This is a genomic window from Micromonospora narathiwatensis (assembly GCF_900089605.1).
GTDB classification, from domain to species: Bacteria; Actinomycetota; Actinomycetes; order Mycobacteriales; family Micromonosporaceae; genus Micromonospora; species Micromonospora narathiwatensis.
Genome location: NZ_LT594324.1, coordinates 3,836,440 through 3,854,311 on the forward strand (window position 1 = coordinate 3,836,440; position 17,872 = coordinate 3,854,311).

At 73.0% G+C, this 17,872-nt stretch carries 16 protein-coding genes and 1 other RNA gene; 3 read left to right on the forward strand and 14 right to left on the reverse strand.

Going from position 1 to position 17,872, the window contains the following annotated elements:
• Positions 1–18: 18 nt before the first annotated feature.
• An RNA gene (rnpB, locus tag GA0070621_RS16280) (RNase P RNA component class A) lies at positions 19–428 on the reverse strand.
• 184 nt (positions 429–612) lie between these two features.
• On the opposite strand from rnpB, the gene GA0070621_RS16285 reads away from it, so the two are divergent.
• Positions 613–1,374, forward strand: a complete 762-nt coding sequence (locus GA0070621_RS16285; RefSeq protein ID WP_091196547.1) for a sulfite exporter TauE/SafE family protein — start codon at positions 613–615, stop codon at positions 1,372–1,374.
• A 64-nt stretch (positions 1,375–1,438) separates the two neighbouring features.
• On the opposite strand, the gene GA0070621_RS16290 is transcribed toward GA0070621_RS16285, so the two are convergent.
• Positions 1,439–2,671, reverse strand: a complete 1,233-nt coding sequence (locus GA0070621_RS16290; RefSeq protein WP_091196549.1) for an MFS transporter — start codon at positions 2,669–2,671, stop codon at positions 1,439–1,441.
• 53 nt (positions 2,672–2,724) lie between these two features.
• Between GA0070621_RS16290 and GA0070621_RS16295 the strand changes: the two genes are divergently transcribed.
• Complete coding sequence (locus GA0070621_RS16295; protein ID WP_091196552.1) at positions 2,725–3,204, forward strand: MarR family winged helix-turn-helix transcriptional regulator; 480 nt, start codon at positions 2,725–2,727, stop codon at positions 3,202–3,204.
• A gap of 54 nt (positions 3,205–3,258) precedes the next feature.
• On the opposite strand, the gene mctP is transcribed toward GA0070621_RS16295, so the two are convergent.
• The 7 genes from mctP to GA0070621_RS16330 all read right to left on the reverse strand — a co-directional run bounded on the left by mctP (position 3,259) and on the right by GA0070621_RS16330 (position 10,278).
• Positions 3,259–4,914, reverse strand: a complete 1,656-nt coding sequence (gene mctP / locus GA0070621_RS16300) for a monocarboxylate uptake permease MctP (protein WP_091196556.1) — start codon at positions 4,912–4,914, stop codon at positions 3,259–3,261.
• The gene (locus GA0070621_RS16305; RefSeq protein ID WP_091196559.1) at positions 4,914–5,156 is read right to left on the reverse strand and encodes a DUF3311 domain-containing protein; all 243 of its coding nucleotides are present in this window, start codon (positions 5,154–5,156) and stop codon (positions 4,914–4,916) included. The genes mctP and GA0070621_RS16305 overlap by 1 nt, the downstream gene beginning before the upstream one ends.
• Before the next feature lie 223 nt (positions 5,157–5,379).
• Entirely contained in the window at positions 5,380–6,600 is a 1,221-nt protein-coding gene (locus GA0070621_RS16310) for a bifunctional RNase H/acid phosphatase (RefSeq protein ID WP_091196562.1), read from the reverse strand.
• Positions 6,601–6,605: 5 nt separating this feature from the next.
• Entirely contained in the window at positions 6,606–7,343 is a 738-nt protein-coding gene (locus GA0070621_RS16315) for a zinc ribbon domain-containing protein (RefSeq protein ID WP_091196566.1), read from the reverse strand.
• A complete protein-coding gene (locus GA0070621_RS16320; protein ID WP_197674063.1) occupies positions 7,340–8,170 on the reverse strand; it encodes a Nif3-like dinuclear metal center hexameric protein in 831 nt (276 codons plus the stop codon). Before GA0070621_RS16320 ends, GA0070621_RS16315 begins: the two co-directional genes overlap by 4 nt.
• Before the next feature lie 241 nt (positions 8,171–8,411).
• A complete protein-coding gene (locus tag GA0070621_RS16325; RefSeq protein ID WP_091196571.1) occupies positions 8,412–8,993 on the reverse strand; it encodes a flavoprotein in 582 nt (193 codons plus the stop codon).
• A 58-nt stretch (positions 8,994–9,051) separates the two neighbouring features.
• Positions 9,052–10,278 carry a helix-turn-helix domain-containing protein gene (locus GA0070621_RS16330; protein WP_091196573.1) on the reverse strand — a complete coding sequence of 409 codons (1,227 nt, stop codon included), beginning with the start codon at positions 10,276–10,278 and terminating at the stop codon, positions 9,052–9,054.
• A 235-nt stretch (positions 10,279–10,513) separates the two neighbouring features.
• Here GA0070621_RS16330 and GA0070621_RS16335 point away from each other — a divergent pair, with 235 nt between their 5' ends.
• Positions 10,514–11,194, forward strand: a complete 681-nt coding sequence (locus GA0070621_RS16335) for a bifunctional DNA primase/polymerase (RefSeq protein ID WP_231920963.1) — start codon at positions 10,514–10,516, stop codon at positions 11,192–11,194.
• Positions 11,195–11,486: 292 nt separating this feature from the next.
• On the opposite strand, the gene GA0070621_RS16340 is transcribed toward GA0070621_RS16335, so the two are convergent.
• From GA0070621_RS16340 to GA0070621_RS16360, 5 genes are all read right to left on the reverse strand, one after another.
• Positions 11,487–12,284, reverse strand: coding sequence for an FAD:protein FMN transferase (locus GA0070621_RS16340; protein ID WP_091202509.1), 798 nt, complete (start codon positions 12,282–12,284; stop codon positions 11,487–11,489).
• A gap of 53 nt (positions 12,285–12,337) precedes the next feature.
• Positions 12,338–12,925 (reverse strand): FMN-binding protein, encoded by a 588-nt coding sequence (locus tag GA0070621_RS16345; protein ID WP_091196576.1) that lies wholly within the window; start codon positions 12,923–12,925, stop codon positions 12,338–12,340.
• A 14-nt stretch (positions 12,926–12,939) separates the two neighbouring features.
• The gene (locus tag GA0070621_RS16350) at positions 12,940–14,283 is read right to left on the reverse strand and encodes a ferredoxin reductase family protein (protein ID WP_167666972.1); all 1,344 of its coding nucleotides are present in this window, start codon (positions 14,281–14,283) and stop codon (positions 12,940–12,942) included.
• A gap of 65 nt (positions 14,284–14,348) precedes the next feature.
• Complete coding sequence (locus tag GA0070621_RS16355; protein WP_091196581.1) at positions 14,349–15,722, reverse strand: DUF1501 domain-containing protein; 1,374 nt, start codon at positions 15,720–15,722, stop codon at positions 14,349–14,351.
• 4 nt (positions 15,723–15,726) lie between these two features.
• Entirely contained in the window at positions 15,727–17,736 is a 2,010-nt protein-coding gene (locus GA0070621_RS16360) for a DUF1800 domain-containing protein (protein WP_091196584.1), read from the reverse strand.
• Between the last annotated feature and the right edge of the window lie 136 nt (positions 17,737–17,872).

Below are 17,872 nucleotides of genomic sequence, written 5' to 3' on the forward strand. Positions count from 1 at the left end.
CTCTGACCTGGTGGGCGACGGACGAGTCGACCTGTACGCCGGATTCTGTGACCGACGCGGCCCGAAGGCGCGTCGGCGGCGGCCATCCATCTCGGCCTGCCGTCGCCGGCAGGCTCCAGCGGCCTACCCGCAGACATCGGGCGGGCAGCCCTCAAGCGTCTGCGCGGACCGTCGCCTCGCGGTGACGGCCCTTTCTTGGCCTTGCTCCGGGTGGGGTTTACCGAGCCATCCCGGTCACCCGGGATGCTGGTGGGCTCTTACCCCACCGTTTCACCCTTACCGTCCCGTATCGGGCCGGCGGTCTGTTTTCTGTGGCACTGTCCCGCGGGTCGCCCCGGGTTGCCGTTAGCAACCACCCTGCCCTGTGGAGTCCGGACGTTCCTCGGCGACGGGCCGGAGCCCGTCGACGCGACCGCCCGGTCGACTCGTCCGTCGCGCCCTCATCCTAACGATCCCCGTGGCCCGTCCATTTCCCGGCCGGTAGCTTCGCTGCGGATCGGCGATATCGCGGCTTCGATCCAACTCCAGCACCCCCATATCCCCGACGTGGAGTCGATCGAGGCAGGAGTCCATCCCTGCGTCGACGAGTCGCGACGGCTAGCCTCGGGGGCCATGAACCTCTCCGACGCCGCGCTCCTGGTCGCCGCCGGCCTCGCCGCGGGCACGGTGAACGCGGTTGCCGGGGGCGGTTCGCTCATCACCTTCCCGGCCCTGATCGCGACCGGCCTGCCACCGGTCCCGGCCAACGTCACGAACTCCGTGTCGGTGTTCCCCGGGTACGTGGCGAGCGTCGCCGGCAGCCGGATGGACCTGCCGCGCGGAAGGCAGCTGTGGAGCCTGCTGCCCACCACGATCGCCGGGACGATCGTGGGCTGCCTGCTGCTGCTGGCCACCCCGGCGCGGGCGTTCGAGATGGTGGTGCCGTTCCTGGTGCTGGGCGCGACCGCCGTGCTGGCCTTCCAGGATCCGCTGCGCCGGCTGGTCGGCCATCCGGCCGACCTGAGCCCGCGCCGCCGTACGGTCGCGGTGCAGTCCATGGTCGCCCTCGGTTCGGTGTACGGCGGCTACTTCGGCGCGGCGCTCGGGGTGATGCTGGTGGCCGGCCTGGCGCTGGTGCTGGACACCACTCTCGCCCGGGTGAGCGCCGTCAAGAACCTGCTCTCGGCGGCGGTGGGGCTGACCACGCTGGTGGTGTTCGCGCTCTTCGGGCCGGTCGACTGGGCGTCCGCCGTGGTGGTCGCACCGGCCACGGTGGCCGGCGGATATTTGGGTGCCCGGCTGGTCCGCCGACTGCCGGCGATGGTGCTGAAGACGGTCATCGTCGTGTTCGGCACGGCGATCGGCCTCTACCTGCTCTGGCGTGCGCTGCGCTGAGCGCCCCGGGACGCCGGACCGCCCCGGCGCGGCGTCGCGCCCGGGCGGTCCGACCAGGTAGGGGTCAGTACGCCTCGCCGACCGGTTCCTCCGGGGCGTGTTCGGCGCCGCGGGCGGCCCGGTTCCACCTCGACCAGAGCACCCGCTCGCCGTAGCCGGCGGCCATCAGGTGCGCGAAGGCGAGGTAGATCAGCACGCCGACGGCGAGCACCCCGAAGCCGACCCAGAACGGCAGGGCCAGCCCGTGCTCGGCGAGCTTGCCGGAGATGATCGGGGCGGGCGCGGCGGCACCCCAGCGGACCAGGTTGAACGCGCCGGTGGCGACCCGTCGGTCGGCGGAGCCGAGGCCGAGCGCCAGGTCGGTGAGGTTGGCGTTGGCCAGACCCATGAACAGGCCAGCGAGCACCAGCACCACCAGCGACTCGGCGGTGCCGGAGGAGGTGGCGAAGAGCACCATGCAGACCAGCAGGCCGGCGATGGCGACGCCGACGGTCTGCACCGCGCCGATCCGGTGCGCCAGCCGGTGGCCGATCAGCAGGATGCCGGCGGCCAGGCCGAGGCCCCAGCCGGTGAAGGCCAGCCCCAGTGGGATCACGTCAAGGTGCAGGTAGAGGGGCGTGTAGCCGAGCACCACGAAGAAGACGAAGTTGTAGGCGGCGGTCACCACGCAGAGGGTGATGAACGCCGGCTTGCGGTACGTCGAGAAGATCTGGCCGACGCGTACCGGGGCCTGCCGGCGGGCGGGCTCGCGCAGTTTGCGCGCGGCGACGGCCAGCGCGAGCACCATGAAGACGCCGCAGACGAAGAACGGAAGCCGCCAACTCACCTCGCCGAGCAGGCCGCCGATCAGCGGGCCGACGGCGAAGCCGAGCCCGAGCGCGGTCTCGAAGAGGCCGACCACCCATTCCCGGTCGTTGGCGAGGTTGACCAGCACCACCATCGCGGTGGCGAAGAACATCGCGTTGCCCAGCCCCCACACGCCGCGCAGCACGGAGAGTTGCACGATGTCGTTGCTGAACGAGGCGAGGATCGCGGCGAGGCCGACCACGGCGACACCGGTGATCAGCACGGGTTTGAAGCCGAACCTCCCGCTGGCGAGGGTCGCCGGGATCATGCCGACCGCCATCACCGCGATGTACGCGGTGAAGAGCAGCTCGACCTGCCAGGCGGTGACCCCGATCGCCGCGCCGATGGCGGGCAGGATCGGGTCCACCACGGCGATGCCGGCGATGGCGAGGAAGGCCACCAGCGTGGTGGCGTAGATGGCACTGCGGTTGGGTTCGGATCGCCGATCCACTCCGCCTCCCAGATAGCTGTATCTTACAGTTATTTCGGTTGTATCATACAGCTATGACGGACGACCACAGCCAGGAAACCGGTCACGATGAGGTCACCCTCGGCCGGATCGAGACCGAGGTCGCCCTGCTGATGCGGCTGGGCGAGGCCACCCGGCGGGGCACCGGGACGATGGAGCACCGCCTGCTGGACCGGGCGGCGTACGTGATCCTGCGGTACCTGGACACTGCCGGCCCGCAGAACGTGTCCGCGCTGGCCGCACGGCTGAGCCTGGACGGCTCGACGGTCACCCGGCAGGTCTCCGCGATGCAGCGGGACGGCCTCATCACCCGTACCCCCGATCCGGCCGACGGGCGCGGCACGGTGGTCTCCGCCACCCCCGCCGGGCTGCAACGGATGGCCGCCGTCCGGGCGGCCCGCACCCGGCTCTACGGCGACATCCTCGCCGCCTGGTCGCCCGACGACCGGGACACCCTGGCGGAGCTGCTGCACCGCCTCAACGAGGCGCTGGACGTACGCAACCGCCGCCGCTGACCGCACGACGAGGCCCTCGGCCGCCGGAGGGCGACCGAGGGCCTCGGGGCAGGCTCAGGCGACCGGTTCGCGGGCGGAGTCGGCGCCGCGGTCGGGGCCGGGGGTGACGCGGGCGTCGCCCTCGTCGGCGAAGTAGTCGTCCGGCGTGGTCGCGTCCACCCCGTCGGCCACCCTGGCGGCCCGCAGCACCAGCGTCAGCAACGCCGCCACCGCCAGGTTGACCAGTACGGCCACGATGCCGACGTAGATCGTCTTCTTGGTGTCGAAGCCGAACTCGGAGAGCGGGAAGGCCGAGCCGGCGAAGTGCTTCTTCCCCGTCGCCGGGTTCGCGACCTGGTAGAGCATCCACATGCCCATCGCCATGCCGGCCGCCCAGCCGGCGATCAGCGCGCCCCGGTGGAACCAGCGGGTGTAGAGGCCCAGCGCCACCGCCGGCAGCGTCTGGAGGATGATCACGCCGCCGATGAGCTGGAGATCGATGGAGAACTGCGGGTCGAGGAAGACGATGCAGGCGACCGCGCCGACCTTCACCACCAGCGAGGTGACCTTCGAGACGTTGGCCTCCTGCGCCGGGGTGGCGTCCCGCCTGACGTACTCCTTGTAGATGTTGCGGGTGAACAGGTTCGCCGCCGCGATCGACATGATCGCCGCCGGCACCAGCGCGCCGATGCCGATCGCCGCGTACGCGATCCCGGCGAACCAGCCCGGGAACTGCTGGTCGAAGAGCCTCGGCACGATGGTGTTGGTGTCCACACTGCCCGCCTTGGCCCCGGGCAGCGGCGTCACCTTGGCCGCGATGGCCATGTAGCCGAGCAGCGCGATCAACCCGAGCAGCAGGCTGTACGCCGGCAGCGCGGACATGTTCCGCTTGATCACGTCCCGGTTCCGGCTGGCCAGCACGCCGGTGATGCTGTGCGGGTAGAGGAACAGCGCCAGCGCGGAGCCGAACGCCAGGGTGACGTACTGGAGCTGGTTGTTGGCGTTGAGCAGGATGCCGTCGCCGGGTGCCGGAGTCGCCTGGAACTTCGCGTCCGCCGCGTCGAAGACGCTGCCCCAGCCGCCCAGCTTGTACGGCAGGTAGACGACCGCCACCAGGATCACCACGTAGATCAGTGAGTCCTTGACGAACGCGATCAGCGCCGGCGCGCGCAGCCCGGACTGGTACGTGTACGCCGCGAGGATCGCGAACGCGATGATGATCGGCAGGTGCCGGGCCAGCGCGCTGTCCCCGGTGACGCCCATCGTCTTGAGCACCGCCTCGATGCCGACGAGCTGCAACGCGATGTACGGCATGGTCGCCACGATGCCGGTGATCGCGACCAGCAGCGCCAGGATCGGCGAGTCGAACCGGCTGCGGACGAAGTCGGCCGGGGTGACGAAACCGTGCCGGTGCGACACCGACCAGAGCCGGCAGAGCACCAGGAACACCAGCGGGTAGATGACGATCGTGTACGGCACGGCGAAGAAGCCCGCCGCCCCGGCCCCGAAGATCAGCGCCGGCACCGCCACGAACGTGTACGCGGTGTAGAGATCACCGCCGACCAGGAACCAGGTGATCCAGCCGCCGAAGCTGCGCCCGCCCAGCCCCCACTCGTCGAGGTGCGCCATGTCGCGCGGCGCCCGCCACCGGGCCGCCACGAAGCCCATCGCGCTGACCAGCAGGAAGAGCAGGGTGAAGACGATGATCTCGGTCAGGTGGTCGCGCCACATTATTGGTCACCCCGCTTCCTGGTCAGCCGGTAGACCAGCGTGGTGGTGCTCACGCCGAGCAGGATCCAGACCAGTTGCAGCCAGTAGAAGCGTGGGAACCCGAAGAGCCGGGGTGAGTCGGCGTTGAAGAAGGCCGGGATCAACGGCACCACGATCGGTATGAAGAGCAACCAGTTCCAGGGGCTACGGTCGGTGGCCCTGGACCGCGCCGGGCTCGGCGCCTCCGGTTCGGGTGCTGCCATGTGACACACCTCCGGGAAGTCGTGACTCGCCAGGTAACGGCCGGAGGTTACGGCCATGTGACCCAGGTCACGTCTGTCCGGGTGGCGACGATGCGCCGAGCGGCCGCCCGGCTGCGCCGAACGGCGGGCACGGGCGGCCGGATGGCCAGTGACGGCCTCAGCAGCGGCTACCGGGGCAGCGGCGGCGGCTTCAGTCCACAGCGCGACGGAGCGAGCCGCCGGGTCAGCGGTCGGTCAGGTGGGCGGTGTCGTTGACCGAACGCACCGCGACCCCGCCGTCCGGGTACAGGTCCAGCACCGAGACGCCCGCGGTGTCCAGGTAGAGCCGGTGCAGGAAGGCGTCGCCGGCCGCGAGCGCGTCGCGCAGCACCAGCTTGATCGGCGAGACGTGGGAGACCACCACGACGGTCTCCCCCGGGTACGCCGTACGCAGCCGCTCGACCGCCCGGCCGGTGCGCTCGGCGACGGCGACGAAGGACTCGCCCTGTGGTGGGGCGATCCGGGTGGAGGCGAGCCAGGCGTCCAACTCCCCCGACCAGCCCTCCCGTACCTCGGCGAAGGTCCGTCCCTCCCAGGCCCCGAAGTCGCACTCGATCAGGTCGTCGTCGGGGCGTACCGGGGGGTTGCCGACGGCGGCGGCGATCGTCTCGGCGGTCGCCGTACACCGGGACAGCGGTGAGCTGACCACGGCCGCGACGGACGGTGCGAGGGCGGCGATCCGGGCGGCGGTCGCCCGGGCCTGGGCCCGACCCTGGTCGGTGAGCGGCACGTCGTCGCGGCCCGAGTAGCGCTTCTGCACGGTCCGCCCGGTCTCGCCGTGCCGGACCAGGATCAGCCGGGTCGCGGTCTCGGTGGGGCGCGGCTCCCAGGAGGCCGGGGTGGTGGCCGGGTCGGTGCCGGTGGCCCGGCCGGTCGCGGCCCGGGCAGCCACCTCACGGGCCGCGGCCCGGGCGGCCGAGTCGGCGGCGGCCACCTCGCGCGGCGGCTCCACGATCCGCGGCGACTCGACGGTCGGCCGGGCCGGCGCCCGACCCGCGGCGGCGTCCATCGCCGCGTTGGCCAGGGCGTCCGCGTGCCGATTGCGCTCCCGGGGCACCCAGGTGAACCGTACGCCGGCGAACCGCCCGACCAGGCCGGCGGCCTGCGCGGCGAGCGGCCGCAGCCCCGGGTGCTTGATCTGCCAGCGGCCGCACATCTGCTCGACCACCAGCTTGGAGTCCATCCGCGCCTCGACCTCGGTCGCGCCCAGCTCGGCGGCGGCCTCCAGCCCGGCGATCAGGCCCCGGTACTCGGCGACGTTGTTGGTGGCCGTACCGATCGCCTCGGACCGTTCGGCCAGCACCTCGCCGGTCTCCGGATCACGGACCACCGCGCCGCAGCCGGCCGGGCCGGGGTTGCCCCGCGACCCGCCGTCGGCCTCGACCACCACCGCGCGCACCGCCACGACGGCTACAGCCCCGACTCGCTGGTACGGACCATGATCCGCCGGCACTCCTCGCAGCGCACCACCTCGTCCGGGTCCGCCTTGCGGATCCGGGCCAGGTCGGCGCCGGAGAGTTCCAGCCGGCAGCCGCCGCAGCGGGCGGCGGTGAGCAGCGCCGCGCCGAGCCCGCTGTCCTCGCGGATCCGGTCGTAGAGGGCGACCAGGTCGGCCGGGAGGTCGTTGGCGAGCGGCTGGCGGGCGGAGCGCTTGAACTCCTCCTCCTTGGCGATCTCGGCCAGGCTCTCGTCGCGGCGCTGCTCAGCGGCGGTCCGCCGGTCCCGGGCCTCGGCGATCCGGCGCTCGACGCCGTCCAGCACGCCCTGCGCGGTCTCGCGCTGCTCCATCAGCTCCAGCTCGGCGTCCTCCAGGTCGCCCTGGCGGCGGTTGAGCGAGGCCAGCTCGTGCTGGAGCGCCTCCAGCTCGCGGGCCGGGCCGGTGCCGGCGGCCAGCCGCGCCTCGTCCTTGCTCTTGCGGGCGCGTACCTGGTTGATGTCCTTCTCCAGCCGGGCGATGTCCCGATCCAGGTCGTCGACGGCCACCTGGGCGCGGACCCGCTCGTCCTCCAGCGCGGAGAGTTCCCGCGCGAGCGCCTCCAGCTCGGCCCGCTCCGGCAGCGACCGGCGGCGGTGGGCGAGCTGGGCGAGGGCGGTGTCGATCGCCTGCAGGTCGAGCAGGCGGCGCTGCACCTTCGGGTCAGCCTTCACGGTCGGGGCTCCTTGTCGTCCGGTCTGGGTGCGGCGGCGTGCACGGTCCACGGGTCGGTGTCCAGGTCGGACACCACGGTCTCGACGCCCAGCTCGTCCCGCAGGTGGGCGGCCAGGTCGTCCAGCCAGGGTCGTTCGGTCGCCCAGTGGGCGGCGTCCAGCAGGGCCGGGCCACCGGCGGCGAGGTGCTCACCGGCGGGGTGGTGACGCAGGTCGGCGGTGAGGAACGCGTCCACCCCGGCGGCGGTCGCCTCGGCGAGGAAACTGTCCCCCGAGCCGCCGCTGACCGCGAGGGTACGAACCATACGCCCGGGATCGCCCGCGGCGCGAACTCCCCAGGCCGTGGCGGGGAGCACCGCGGCGGCGCGCCGGGTCAGCTCGGCCAGGGTCATCGGGGTGGGCAGCTCGCCGATCCGGCCGATGCCCCGCCCGGGGGCGTCGGCCGGCGACCCGGGCCGGGGCCGGTGCAGCGGGCGCAGCCCGGTCAGCCCGAATCGGGCCGCGAGGGCGTCGGAGACACCCGGGTCCGCCACGTCGGCGTTGGTGTGTGCCACGTACAGCGCGACGTCCGACTTGATCAGCCGATGGACGATCCGCCCCTTGTACGTGGTGGCGGCGACCGAGGAGACCCCGCGCAGCAGCAGCGGGTGGTGCGCCACGATCAGGTCGGCCCCGGCGGCGAGCGCCTCGTCCACCGTCTCGGGCACCACGTCGACCACGCAGGCGACCCGACGTACCGGGTTCGTGGGCTCGCCGAGCACCAGGCCGACCCGGTCCCACTCCTCGGCCCAGGCGGGCGGGTAGCGGCGGTCCAGCGCGGCCACCACGTCGGCGACCGTGGGTGGGGATCCGGTTGTGCTCACGGCCGGCCAGCTTACCGGCGTCGGGGCCGGGTCAGGGCGTCGGACGGAAGCGCCGGACGGCGAACCGACCACCATCCCCCGGCCGGGGTGCCGACCGCCGTGCGCCGCCGCGGGGACGGGCCGGGCGCGTCACCCCCGGCGAGCCGGGCCGCCGCACGCCCGGCCGGCCCGGCGGGGGCCGCCCCACCGGGCCGTACCGGGGCGGTCAGCCGACCGGGGTGGCCGGGCGCGGCGTGCCGCGCAGCGCCGCGAGGCCGGCCGCCCAGGGGAAGGCGTCCAGGTGCCGCTCGCCGGTGCCCGGCGGATGCAGCGGTACGACGTGGTCGCCGAACACGACGCGCACCCCCCACTCGCGCAGCCGGTCCAGGCTGGCCTGGAACGCCGGATGCGCGGCCATCGCCGCGTTGGTGTACGGGACGGCCGCGATCGGCAACCCGAGCCCCTGCGCCTCCACCAGCAGCCCGAGCGCGAGGGTGTCGGCGATGCCGACCGCCCATTTGTTGACCGTGTTGACCGTCGCCGGGCAGACCAGCATCGCGTCCGCCGGCGGCAGCACGTCCGGGTCGCCCGGGTTCTTGTAGTGGGTGCGTACCGGGTGACCGGTCTGCCGGGCCAGCGCCGTCCGGTCGACGAACTTCGCACCGTCCGGCGTGGTGACCACGCAGACGTCCCAGCCGTCCTGCTGGGCGAGGTCGACCAACCGGCCGACGTTACGGGCCAGCGGCGAACCGCAGGCGACGACATAGAGCACCCGACGGCGCCCGTGACTGATGTGCGGACCCTTCATCCGACCGGCACCGCGCTCATGCCGGCACTCCGCTGATGATTCGCTCGCTGGCGCTCGCTCATATTCCAACTCCCATGTGCTCAGCCAACTCCGCGATCGGCGGAGGCGGCGCACCCCGTGTGCGACGGAGCACGTCCGACATCACCTCGTGGGCGATCGGCCGGCAGCGGATCTCGGACGGGGCGAGCCGGTCGCCGCGCAGCAGCATCTCCCCCGCGTTCGCGACGTCGCCGAGCTGCGCGTAGCCGCGGGCGATGTCGAGCAGGTGATGCGCGCGCCGCTCGGGCAGCAGGGCGTTGAACGCGGCCTCGGAGATGGCGTGGTGGATCTCCACGGCGCGGCCGCCGTCGCCCAGCTCCACGGCCGCGGCGGCCCGGTGCAGCTCCAGGTTGGTCGGGCCGAACGAGGTCCAGTAGTGGTTGTGGTCACCGCCGACCAGGATGGCCGCCTCCTCGGCGCCGGTGAGCAGGTCGTCCACGGTGGCGGAGTCGCCGATCCGGGCGGCGGCCATCGCACCCTGGAGCAGCAGCATGCCGTAGACGGAGAGCTGGCCGGGGGTGGCCTCGTTGCCGCCGCCGGGTGCGAGCCGGTTGGCGATGTTCACGTTGAGTTCGAGCGCGGGGCGGGCCCGACCCATCGCCACCAGCGCGTTGGAGACCCGGGTGGTGGCGATGCCGGCCAGCAGCTGGTCGTCGGCCCGCTGGGCGACCGCCATCGAGCGGTCGGCGGCCAGCCAGGCCAGGTCGCACTCGCCGAGCTTGCGCAGCACCGAGGACGCGATCTGATAGACCTGCCCGAGCAGGTGGGCCGCCTCGATGGCCTGATCCCCGCGGTAGCCGGCGTCGGCGGCCTGGGCGTCGCGCAGCAGCTTCGGCAGCGCCCGGGTGAGCATCCCGTAGCGGCCGTACTGGTAGGTGAGCCAGGCATGGTTGACCGCCTTGCTCATGTCGCCCAGCGGCGGAGGGTACGGCGCCGCGTCAAAGTACGCGCTCATCGAGTCGTACCGCTCCAGCGCGGCCCGGATCTCCTCGACCTCGACCTGGTCGATGCAGTTGAGGGCATCGGTACGCCGCTCCGGGTCCTTGCCGAGCAGCAGTTGCACGTCGACCTGGAGGATGTCGGCGATCTCGTACAGGACGGAGAACTTGTCCAGCCGCCGCACCCCGCGCTCGACCTTGTCGACCCAGCTCTTGGACTTGCCGAGCCGGTCGGCGAAGACCTGCTGGGACATCTTGCGCCGGCTGCGCCAGTACGCCACCCGGCGGCCTATGGGCAGTTCGTCCATCTCGCCATCCCTCCCCCTCGCCACGTCCGGCTGATCTCCTCCGGGCGGCCGTCGCGGCGGCCCGTCGGTATCGCGGTCTCCCTCTGGTCGCACAGTCTGTACGTCAGCCTTACGGCCAGCCCTCGTAGTTTCCGTGCAAGTTGCATCAGCCGTTCGTCAGGTCAACGAACGTGGGTTACGGCAGTGACGGCGTTCGACGTCCGACGTGGACACCGTCCGGTCCGGGCCAGAGGGGATGGCGCAGATGTGGGGGACCGTCGGACCGCGCGTGGCTCGCCTGTCGCCACTGGAACGGGTCCGGTTGCGCCGGGTCGCCGTCCGGTACGCCGTCCACGGCTGGGAGGTGACGCCCGGCGCCTGCCTGGCCAACCGCCGCTTCGTCTGCGGCCGGGCCGGCTGTCCCACCGTGGGCTGCCACCCCGCGCTGGAGAACTGGGAGCACGGGGCCAGCGCCGACCCGGCCCGGGTCGCCACCTGGTGGCGCAGCCGCCCGCACGGGGTGCTGCTGCCCACCGGGCGCTCCTTCGACGTACTGGAGGTGGCCGCCCACCTCGGCCGCCCGGTGCTGGACGCCGTCGCGTCCCACCCGGCCGGCTTCGGCGTACGCGGGCCGGTGCTGGTCACCCCCACCGGCCGCTGGATGTTCCTGGTCCGCCCGGGCGACCCGCTCCGGCCGGAGTTGGGGCACTGCTTCCACGTGATCCGGCACGGTGTCGGCTCATGGATCCCGGCGCCGCCCACCCGGCTGCCGGAGGGGACGGTGCGCTGGGCGGTCGCCCCCGAGCAGGCCCGCTGGCAGCTGCCCGATTCCTACCTGGTGCAGAACGCGCTGATCGAGGCGCTGCGGGCGGCCGGCGTCACGCTCACCTCGGACCTGCTCCCCGGCCAGCTCCCGCTGCCCCGCCGCGGCCGCTGACCGACGGTTCCCCGACAGCGTCCTCCCCGCCACCGAACTCGTTAGGCCAGGTGACGGCGCGTTCACGCCAGAGCGGGGGTTGGCATGTCCAGGGACGACGCGGCCCGCCACACCGGCGGCACCGAACCATCACGGCACCACCGCCGCCCGCACCGCTGGGCCGGCACCCGCCCCTGGGGCACCCGCCCCACCGGCTCCCGCCCACCCGGCCCCCGCCCCAACACCACCCACCGCCCCCTCCGCTAACCCCCCTCCCTCCCCCGTCCCCCTTTGACTCCCGGCGATCTTGCACTTACTGCCCGGATAAGTCCGGCGTTCGACGCATGTCTCCGACAGCACCTGCAAGATCGCCGGGAGCCAAAGGGGGACGGGGAGGGACGGGGAGGGACGGGGAGTGGGAGAGGTGGGCGTGGTCGGTGATGGTGGCGTGGTGGTGGTCGGGGAGGTGGGCCAGCCAGGTGGTGCCGGCGGGGCCCATTGCCACGGCGGCGGTGGCGTAGGCGTCGGCCAGGCCGAGATCCGGGCCGACCACGGTCACCGAACGTAGGCCCCGGGCCGGGGTGCCCTGACGTGGATCGACCACGTGGTGGCCGCGCTCGTAGACGCCGGAGGTGGCGACCGCCAGGTCGGTGCCGGCCAGCACCAGGCAGGTGGCCATCGGGTCCCAGGGGTGCCGCACCCCGATCCGCCACGCCTCGCCGGTGGCCGAACGGCCGCGTACCCGGACGTCGCCGCCGGCGTTCAGGCAGTGGTTGGGGGCGCCGGCCTCGACCAGCCGGTCCGAGGCGACCTGCGCCGACCAGCCCTTGACGTAACCGGACGGGTCCAGCCGTCCAGTGGCGTACACGTCGAAGAAGCCGTCCGTCGCGCGCCACAGGTCGGCGCAGCGTTCCAGCACCGCCCGCAGGTCGGCCGAGGCCTCGGCGAGCGGCAGTTCACCCCGGTCGAACCGGCACACCTCGCTGTCGTCGCGGTAGGTGCTGAACCGGGCGTCGACCTCGCGGAGCCAGCCGAAGGTCTGCTCGGCCAGCTCGTGCAGCGTGGCGGGGGGCAGGTCGTCGGCCAGGTCGAGGCTGATCGCCGTACCCATGATCTGCTCGACCCGGCGCAGGCCGGGCCGACGGTCGCGGGAGGCCATCGCGGTCAGGCCCGATCGATCGCGGCCTGCAACGACTGCCGGTACGCGTCGCTGGTGTAGGTGGCCCCGGAGACGGTGTCGAGGTTGGCGCTCTGCTTCGCGACCACCTGGCCGGAGGTGCCGCTGTAGCGGGCCTGCACGTCGTCGCTGCGCAGGCCGGACTGCCCGCCCTGGGGCAGGCCGAGCGCGGTGGCGTCGACGATCCGGCTGCCGCTGAGGGTGATCCGCACCTGGAGCGACCCGTACTTGTAGCCGACCACCGGCCCGGTGACCGTCCGGGTGGCGGGCCTGGGTGCGCTGGTGGTGGCCTTCGGCGCGGCCGTGGTCGGCCTGGCGGCGGTGCCCGGGGTACGGCTGGCGCCGGCCCTGGGGCTCGGCCTCGCCGTCGTCGAGGCGCTCGGCGCGACCGACCCGCCCGCCGGGTCGGTCGCGCCGGGGGTGAGAGTCGGCGCCGACGGGCCGTCGGGGGCGATGGGCGCCTCGGCGACCGGCCGGTCCTGGGCGACCTGGGTGGCGCCCGGCGACCCCTTTAGCACCACCAGCGCGGTGGTGCCGGCGGCGAGGCCGGTGATCGCGAGCAGCGCGCGACGCATGGGCGGTGGCCTTTCTACAGCTCGAAGGTGGCGAGGTGGATCTGCCGTCGGGGGACCCCGGCCCGGCGCAGCACCCGGACGGCCTCGTCGACCAGGCCGCCCGGCCCGCAGAGATAGACGTCGCGGCGGGTCAGGTCGGGCACCAGCCGGCGCAGCCCCTCCGGGCTCATCACCTGGCGCGGCCCGGGGTCGTCACGGGAGCCGATCACGTACCACACCGAGGTGTGCCGGGTCTGGGCCAGCTCGTCCAGTTCCTGGTGCAGCAGCACGTCGGCCGGGGTCCGGGCGCGGTAGATGAGCGCGGCGCCGGGCGGCAACTCCTCCAGCATCGCCCGCAGCGGAGCGATGCCGCTGCCCCCGGCGATCAGCAGCGCCCGGTGCCGGGTCCGGTGCGCGGCGGTGAACGTGCCGGACGGGCCGACCGCCCAGGCCCGGGTGCCGGGGACCAGGTCCCGCAGCTCGGCGGTGTGCGCGCCGACCACCTTGACGGTCAGCCGCAGCCAGCGGTCGTTGCCCGCCGCGGAGACCGAGAACGGATGCGACTGCCACCAGCAGCCGGGGTTGAGGAAGCGCCAGCGGAAGTACTGCCCGCCGAGCAGGTCGATCTGGTTGAGCCGGTGACCGGTCAGGTAGATCGAGACGGTGTCCGGGGCCTCCGCCACCACCTCGGCGACCCGCAGCCGGTGCCGCAGGTTGAAGTGCAGCGGGGCGATCACCCGGCCCCAGACCAGGGCGGCCACCACCAGCAGGTACGCGGCGATCCAGCCGGTGCGGACCGGGCCGGGATCGAAGAGCTGCGCGCCGTTGCTGAACTGGTGCCCGTAGCCGAGCAGCAGCGCCAGGTAGCTGGTCAGGTGCAGGTGGTGCCACAGCTCGTACGGCAGGCGCCGGCGGACCGCCCGGACGGCGGTGAGGCCGACCGCCACCAGGATCCCGGCGGCCACGAACGCGGAGACCATGTCCTCGTAGTCGCTGAGCAGGGAGCCGACCTCGCCGAGGACCGACTTGCGCTCCAGGCCGGCGTAGCCGACCACGAGCAGGGCGAGATGCGCGAGGACCGCCACGAGCAGGGTGGCACCGAGGTCCCGGTGCACCCGGGAGAGGCGCTCGCCGCCGACCCCGCGTTCCAGCGGGCCGAGCCGGCTCATCATCAGCACCTGGACGAGCAGCAGGTAGCCGGCGACCAGGCCGGTGATCCGGCCGGCGGCGGTGAGCAGGTCGGTGGTCCCGGTCAGCGAGCCGGCCGGGGTGTCCAGCCACCAGGGCAGCACCGCGGCGACCAGGCCAAGCCAGAACAGCCCGGCCAGGGTCCGCCGGCCGCCGGGTCCGCGGCGCGGCAGCCCCGGTGACGGGGGCACGGAACGGCCGCCGTACGGGGGGTCTGCCCCGGTACGGCGGCCGATTGGATGAATGTCCTGGTATGTCACGCGTACAACTTCATGGGGGTGAATTTCTGCCGGGGGAACACCTTGTCCACCTGCGCCGTCGTCAGCCCGAATCGCCCCTGAGCGACGGACCCGTAGACGTTGAACATGTTGTTGTATTCCGGTACGTCCCCGCTGTCCAGATCGTTCAATCCGCGCCACGCTCCGAGCAGGGATCCGGCGAGTTTACGCCCGCTCAGGATGGTGACAACCCCGCCGTGCCCGTGGTCGGTGCCGCCCTGGTTCGAGGCGACCCGCCGGCCGAACTCGCTGGACACCATGATCGTCACGTCGGCGGCCCGGTCGCCGAGGTCGGTGAAGAACGCCGCCATCGCGCTGGCCAGCTCGTTGAGCCGCCGCCAGAGCTGGCCCCCGTCGCGGGTGCCCTGGTTCTCGTGGGTGTCGTAGCCGCCCATGCCGACCGTGGCGACCCGGACGTTCGCCCCACCCTTGATCAACTGCGCGAGTTGCTGGAAGGCGTGGCCGACGCCCTCGTACCGCACCCCCGCGGCGGCCTGGTACGGCTTCGCGGCGAGCCGCTGCGCGGTGGCCAGCGCCCCCATTCCCTCGACGACCGCCTCCTCGACCGGGTGGTTGATCCCGGTGAAGAGCCCCCGGATCGCCTTCTCGGTCGCGGCGCGGTATTTCTCGTCGCCGTTGAGCCGCAGGTCGCCGACGCTGTTGAGGGAGAGCGCGCCGTTCACCCCGACCAGCGAGCGGGGCAGCGTGCTGCCGATGCCGACGCTGCGGAACGCGGTGCCCTTGCCCAGGGCGTCGACCAGGCTGTCCAGCCAGCCCCGGCCGCCGGTCTCGCCGGGCAGCCCGCCCAGGTTGCAGGCGTCGGCGGCCTGGAAGTGGCTGCGGGACAGCCGGGGATCGGAGACCGCCGGGACGAAGCCGAGGCGGCCGTCCTTGAGCCACTGCTCCAGCGGGGCGAAGGCGCTGGTCAGCTTGAAGCCTCGGCCGAGCGGCAGCGAGTCGTCACCGAGCAGCAGGTCGGGGCGGACCCTGGTGAGCACCGGATCGTCGGCGGGGGCGACCAGGCTCAGTCCGTCCAGCCCGCCGTAGAGGAAGACGTGGATCAGGGTGCCGGTCCGCGTCGCGGCGAAGGACGCCGAGGCGCTGACGAACTGGGCGGTGGCCAGGGCGGTGGCGGTCGCCGCGGCGCCGGCCACGAAGGTACGCCGGGTGACGCCCCGGCCGTCCCGCTGGGCCTCCTCCAGCTCCTCCAGCCGGCGGTACCGGTCCGCCTCGGCGGCGTTCTCGGCCGCGACGATGTCGGCCTCCGCGCGCAGCAGCGCCTCGGCCGGGTTGTCGGCCAGCCGCCGCAGGTCGGGGCATTCGGGGTGCAGGGGGTACGGGTTCACGGTCATCTCCTCACCGGAGGTGGTGCTGGGGGGACGCGAGGATGGTGCGCGCGACGGCGGCCACGGCCCCGTTGAACGTGGCGTCGACCCGGGTGCTCGCCGACACCCCGGCGACGCCCAGGACCAGCGCCTTCTCCCGGGCGCTCAGCTTCTGGTGCACCAGCCGCAGCGCCAGCGCGTCCACGTACGCCCCGGCGGTCGCGGGCGGCTTCGCCACCAGCCGCTCCGGCCTCGGGTAGGTGAACTGCTTGCGCCCGCCGGTGATCAGGTCGCCGGCCTCGTTCCAGCCGTCGACCATGGTCCCGGCCGAGGTCCACGCCACGTAGACGTCCGCGTACCCGTCCGGGGTGGGCTTGCCCATCGGGTACTGGCCCAGCTCACGTAGCTTGTCCTGGATCTGCCGCAGGCCCTGGGCGAACGGGGTGCGCTTGGCGTCGCCCTGGAAGCCCGGGGACGCGTCCGGCCCGACGCCGAGCGTCCGGTACGTGGCGACCAGGTACTCCATCGGACGGCGTACCTTCTGGCCGACGGCGGCCCAGAACTCGGAGGAGCTGAACAGGGTCGCCAGCACCGGCCTGATCTGGCCCTTGTTGGTCGAGTACGCCTTCGCCAGCCGGTCCACGAGGGACTTCGGCGGGGTGTCCGAGACGAACCGGGTGGCCAGGTTGCGGGCCACGTACCCGGCGGTCGACGGATGCAGGGCGAGGTAGCGGACGTACTGGTCGATGACCTTGTCGGCGGCCTCCGCCGAGTTGTTCGGGTGGCTGAACCCGAGGATCTTCACCTTGCCGAGGTAGTGCCGGTCGGGGAAGAACATGTACTTCCCGTCCGCCACGCCCCGGCCGGTCTGCAGCAGCGCCGCCTGCCGGACGTCCTTCTCCGTGTAGCCGCCGTCCACGCCGACCGAGTACAGCTCCAGGTTCTCCCGGGCCAGGTTCTCGTTGACCGCGTCCTTACGGGAGTCGGTCTGGTTCAGATAGATCAGCAGCGCCGGGTGCCGGTTCGCGGCGACCAGCATGTCCGGGTAACTACCCAGGGCGTGCTTGCGGATGACGTCCCGGTCGAAGGCGTTGCGGTAGATCTCGCCGCCGTCGAACTCGGCCGCGACGTGCAGCAGGTCGTTCCAGAAGTCGACCATCACCTCGTAGAGCTGGCGGTCGGACCAGATCTGCCGGGCGATGGTGGCGTCGATCGTCTCCCGCTCCGGCTGGGCGCCCCGCTCGTTGAGCTGGTCCCGCTGGTCGCGGAGCTGCGTCGGGGTCAGCTTCAGGGTGGGCAGCTCGGCCAGCTTCAGCTCGGCCTTCGTCGGGGCGATCTTCTCCGGTTCGAGCTGCTGGCGCAGCCAGTCGTCGATGCCGAGCCGGCTGATGTCGGCCAGCACGCCGGGCGTCGCGCCGAAGGTGGCCCGGCTGGCCAGGTGCCGGATCGGGTCCTTGGCGAGGACGGTCCGTACCGTCACCTGGGTGGCCGAGGCGGCGGCCGCCGGGCTGGCGAACACCCGGCCGGTGGCCGGGGAGTTCCGCTTCAGCACCGCGCCGGCCCGGGAGCCCATGTAGCTCTCGTTCTGCTCGGTGTAGGTACGCACGGTGCTCGGCTGCTGCCCGCTCGGCCGGGCGGCGGTGCCGTCGGTCACCACCGTGCCGGTGGCGTCGCCGGCCGCCGGCTCGTCGCGGAACAGCCCGCGCACCTGGGGCGTCCTGGCCAGGGCGGCGCCTCCGGCGACCACCGCGGCGACGCCACCGAGCACGCCGAGGGCCCCGCGCCGGCCGGTGCGGGGCGGGTTTTCATCGTCCAGGTCCGGCAGTCCCGGCCCGGAGGGTGGGGCGTGTCCGGTACGGGCGAAGCCGTCGGGCCCGATCCACTGCGGACCCGGGGCGGGCGGCCCGCCGGGGTGGCCGTGGGTGACGGCGTACGGCGAGACGGGATCCGGGTCGCGGTATCCGTCCGAGAAGGAGCGCGGAGGTCGGTCCCAGCCGTGGTCGTCCCGGGGTCGACGCGGTGGCGGGTTCAGCTCGGCCATCTACCAATCCCGATTTCTGCGAGCGCCGCCACGCCCCGCGACCAGGTAGGACGGCGAGACGGCGACGGCTGCCGAAGGAGTTGCTACGGGAAGGTAGCCACGGGTTCCAGAGCACTCAAGGTGCGCGAACGGCACC

What these genes read in the sequence shown, in the direction of transcription:
- GA0070621_RS16345 (WP_091196576.1), bottom strand. Translation starts at nt 12,925, where the DNA reads ATGCGTCGCGCGCTGCTCGCGATCACCGGCCTCGCCGCCGGCACCACC.
- GA0070621_RS16330 (WP_091196573.1), bottom strand. Translation starts at nt 10,278, where the DNA reads ATGGACGAACTGCCCATAGGCCGCCGGGTGGCGTACTGGCGCAGCCGG.
- GA0070621_RS16295 (WP_091196552.1), top strand. Translation starts at nt 2,725, where the DNA reads ATGACGGACGACCACAGCCAGGAAACCGGTCACGATGAGGTCACCCTC.
- GA0070621_RS16355 (WP_091196581.1), bottom strand. Translation starts at nt 15,722, where the DNA reads ATGACCGTGAACCCGTACCCCCTGCACCCCGAATGCCCCGACCTGCGG.
- GA0070621_RS16305 (WP_091196559.1), bottom strand. Translation starts at nt 5,156, where the DNA reads ATGGCAGCACCCGAACCGGAGGCGCCGAGCCCGGCGCGGTCCAGGGCC.
- GA0070621_RS16340 (WP_091202509.1), bottom strand. Translation starts at nt 12,284, where the DNA reads ATGGGTACGGCGATCAGCCTCGACCTGGCCGACGACCTGCCCCCCGCC.
- GA0070621_RS16325 (WP_091196571.1), bottom strand. Translation starts at nt 8,993, where the DNA reads ATGAAGGGTCCGCACATCAGTCACGGGCGCCGTCGGGTGCTCTATGTC.
- GA0070621_RS16360 (WP_091196584.1), bottom strand. Translation starts at nt 17,736, where the DNA reads ATGGCCGAGCTGAACCCGCCACCGCGTCGACCCCGGGACGACCACGGC.
- mctP (WP_091196556.1), bottom strand. Translation starts at nt 4,914, where the DNA reads ATGTGGCGCGACCACCTGACCGAGATCATCGTCTTCACCCTGCTCTTC.
- GA0070621_RS16335 (WP_231920963.1), top strand. Translation starts at nt 10,514, where the DNA reads ATGGCGCAGATGTGGGGGACCGTCGGACCGCGCGTGGCTCGCCTGTCG.
- GA0070621_RS16285 (WP_091196547.1), top strand. Translation starts at nt 613, where the DNA reads ATGAACCTCTCCGACGCCGCGCTCCTGGTCGCCGCCGGCCTCGCCGCG.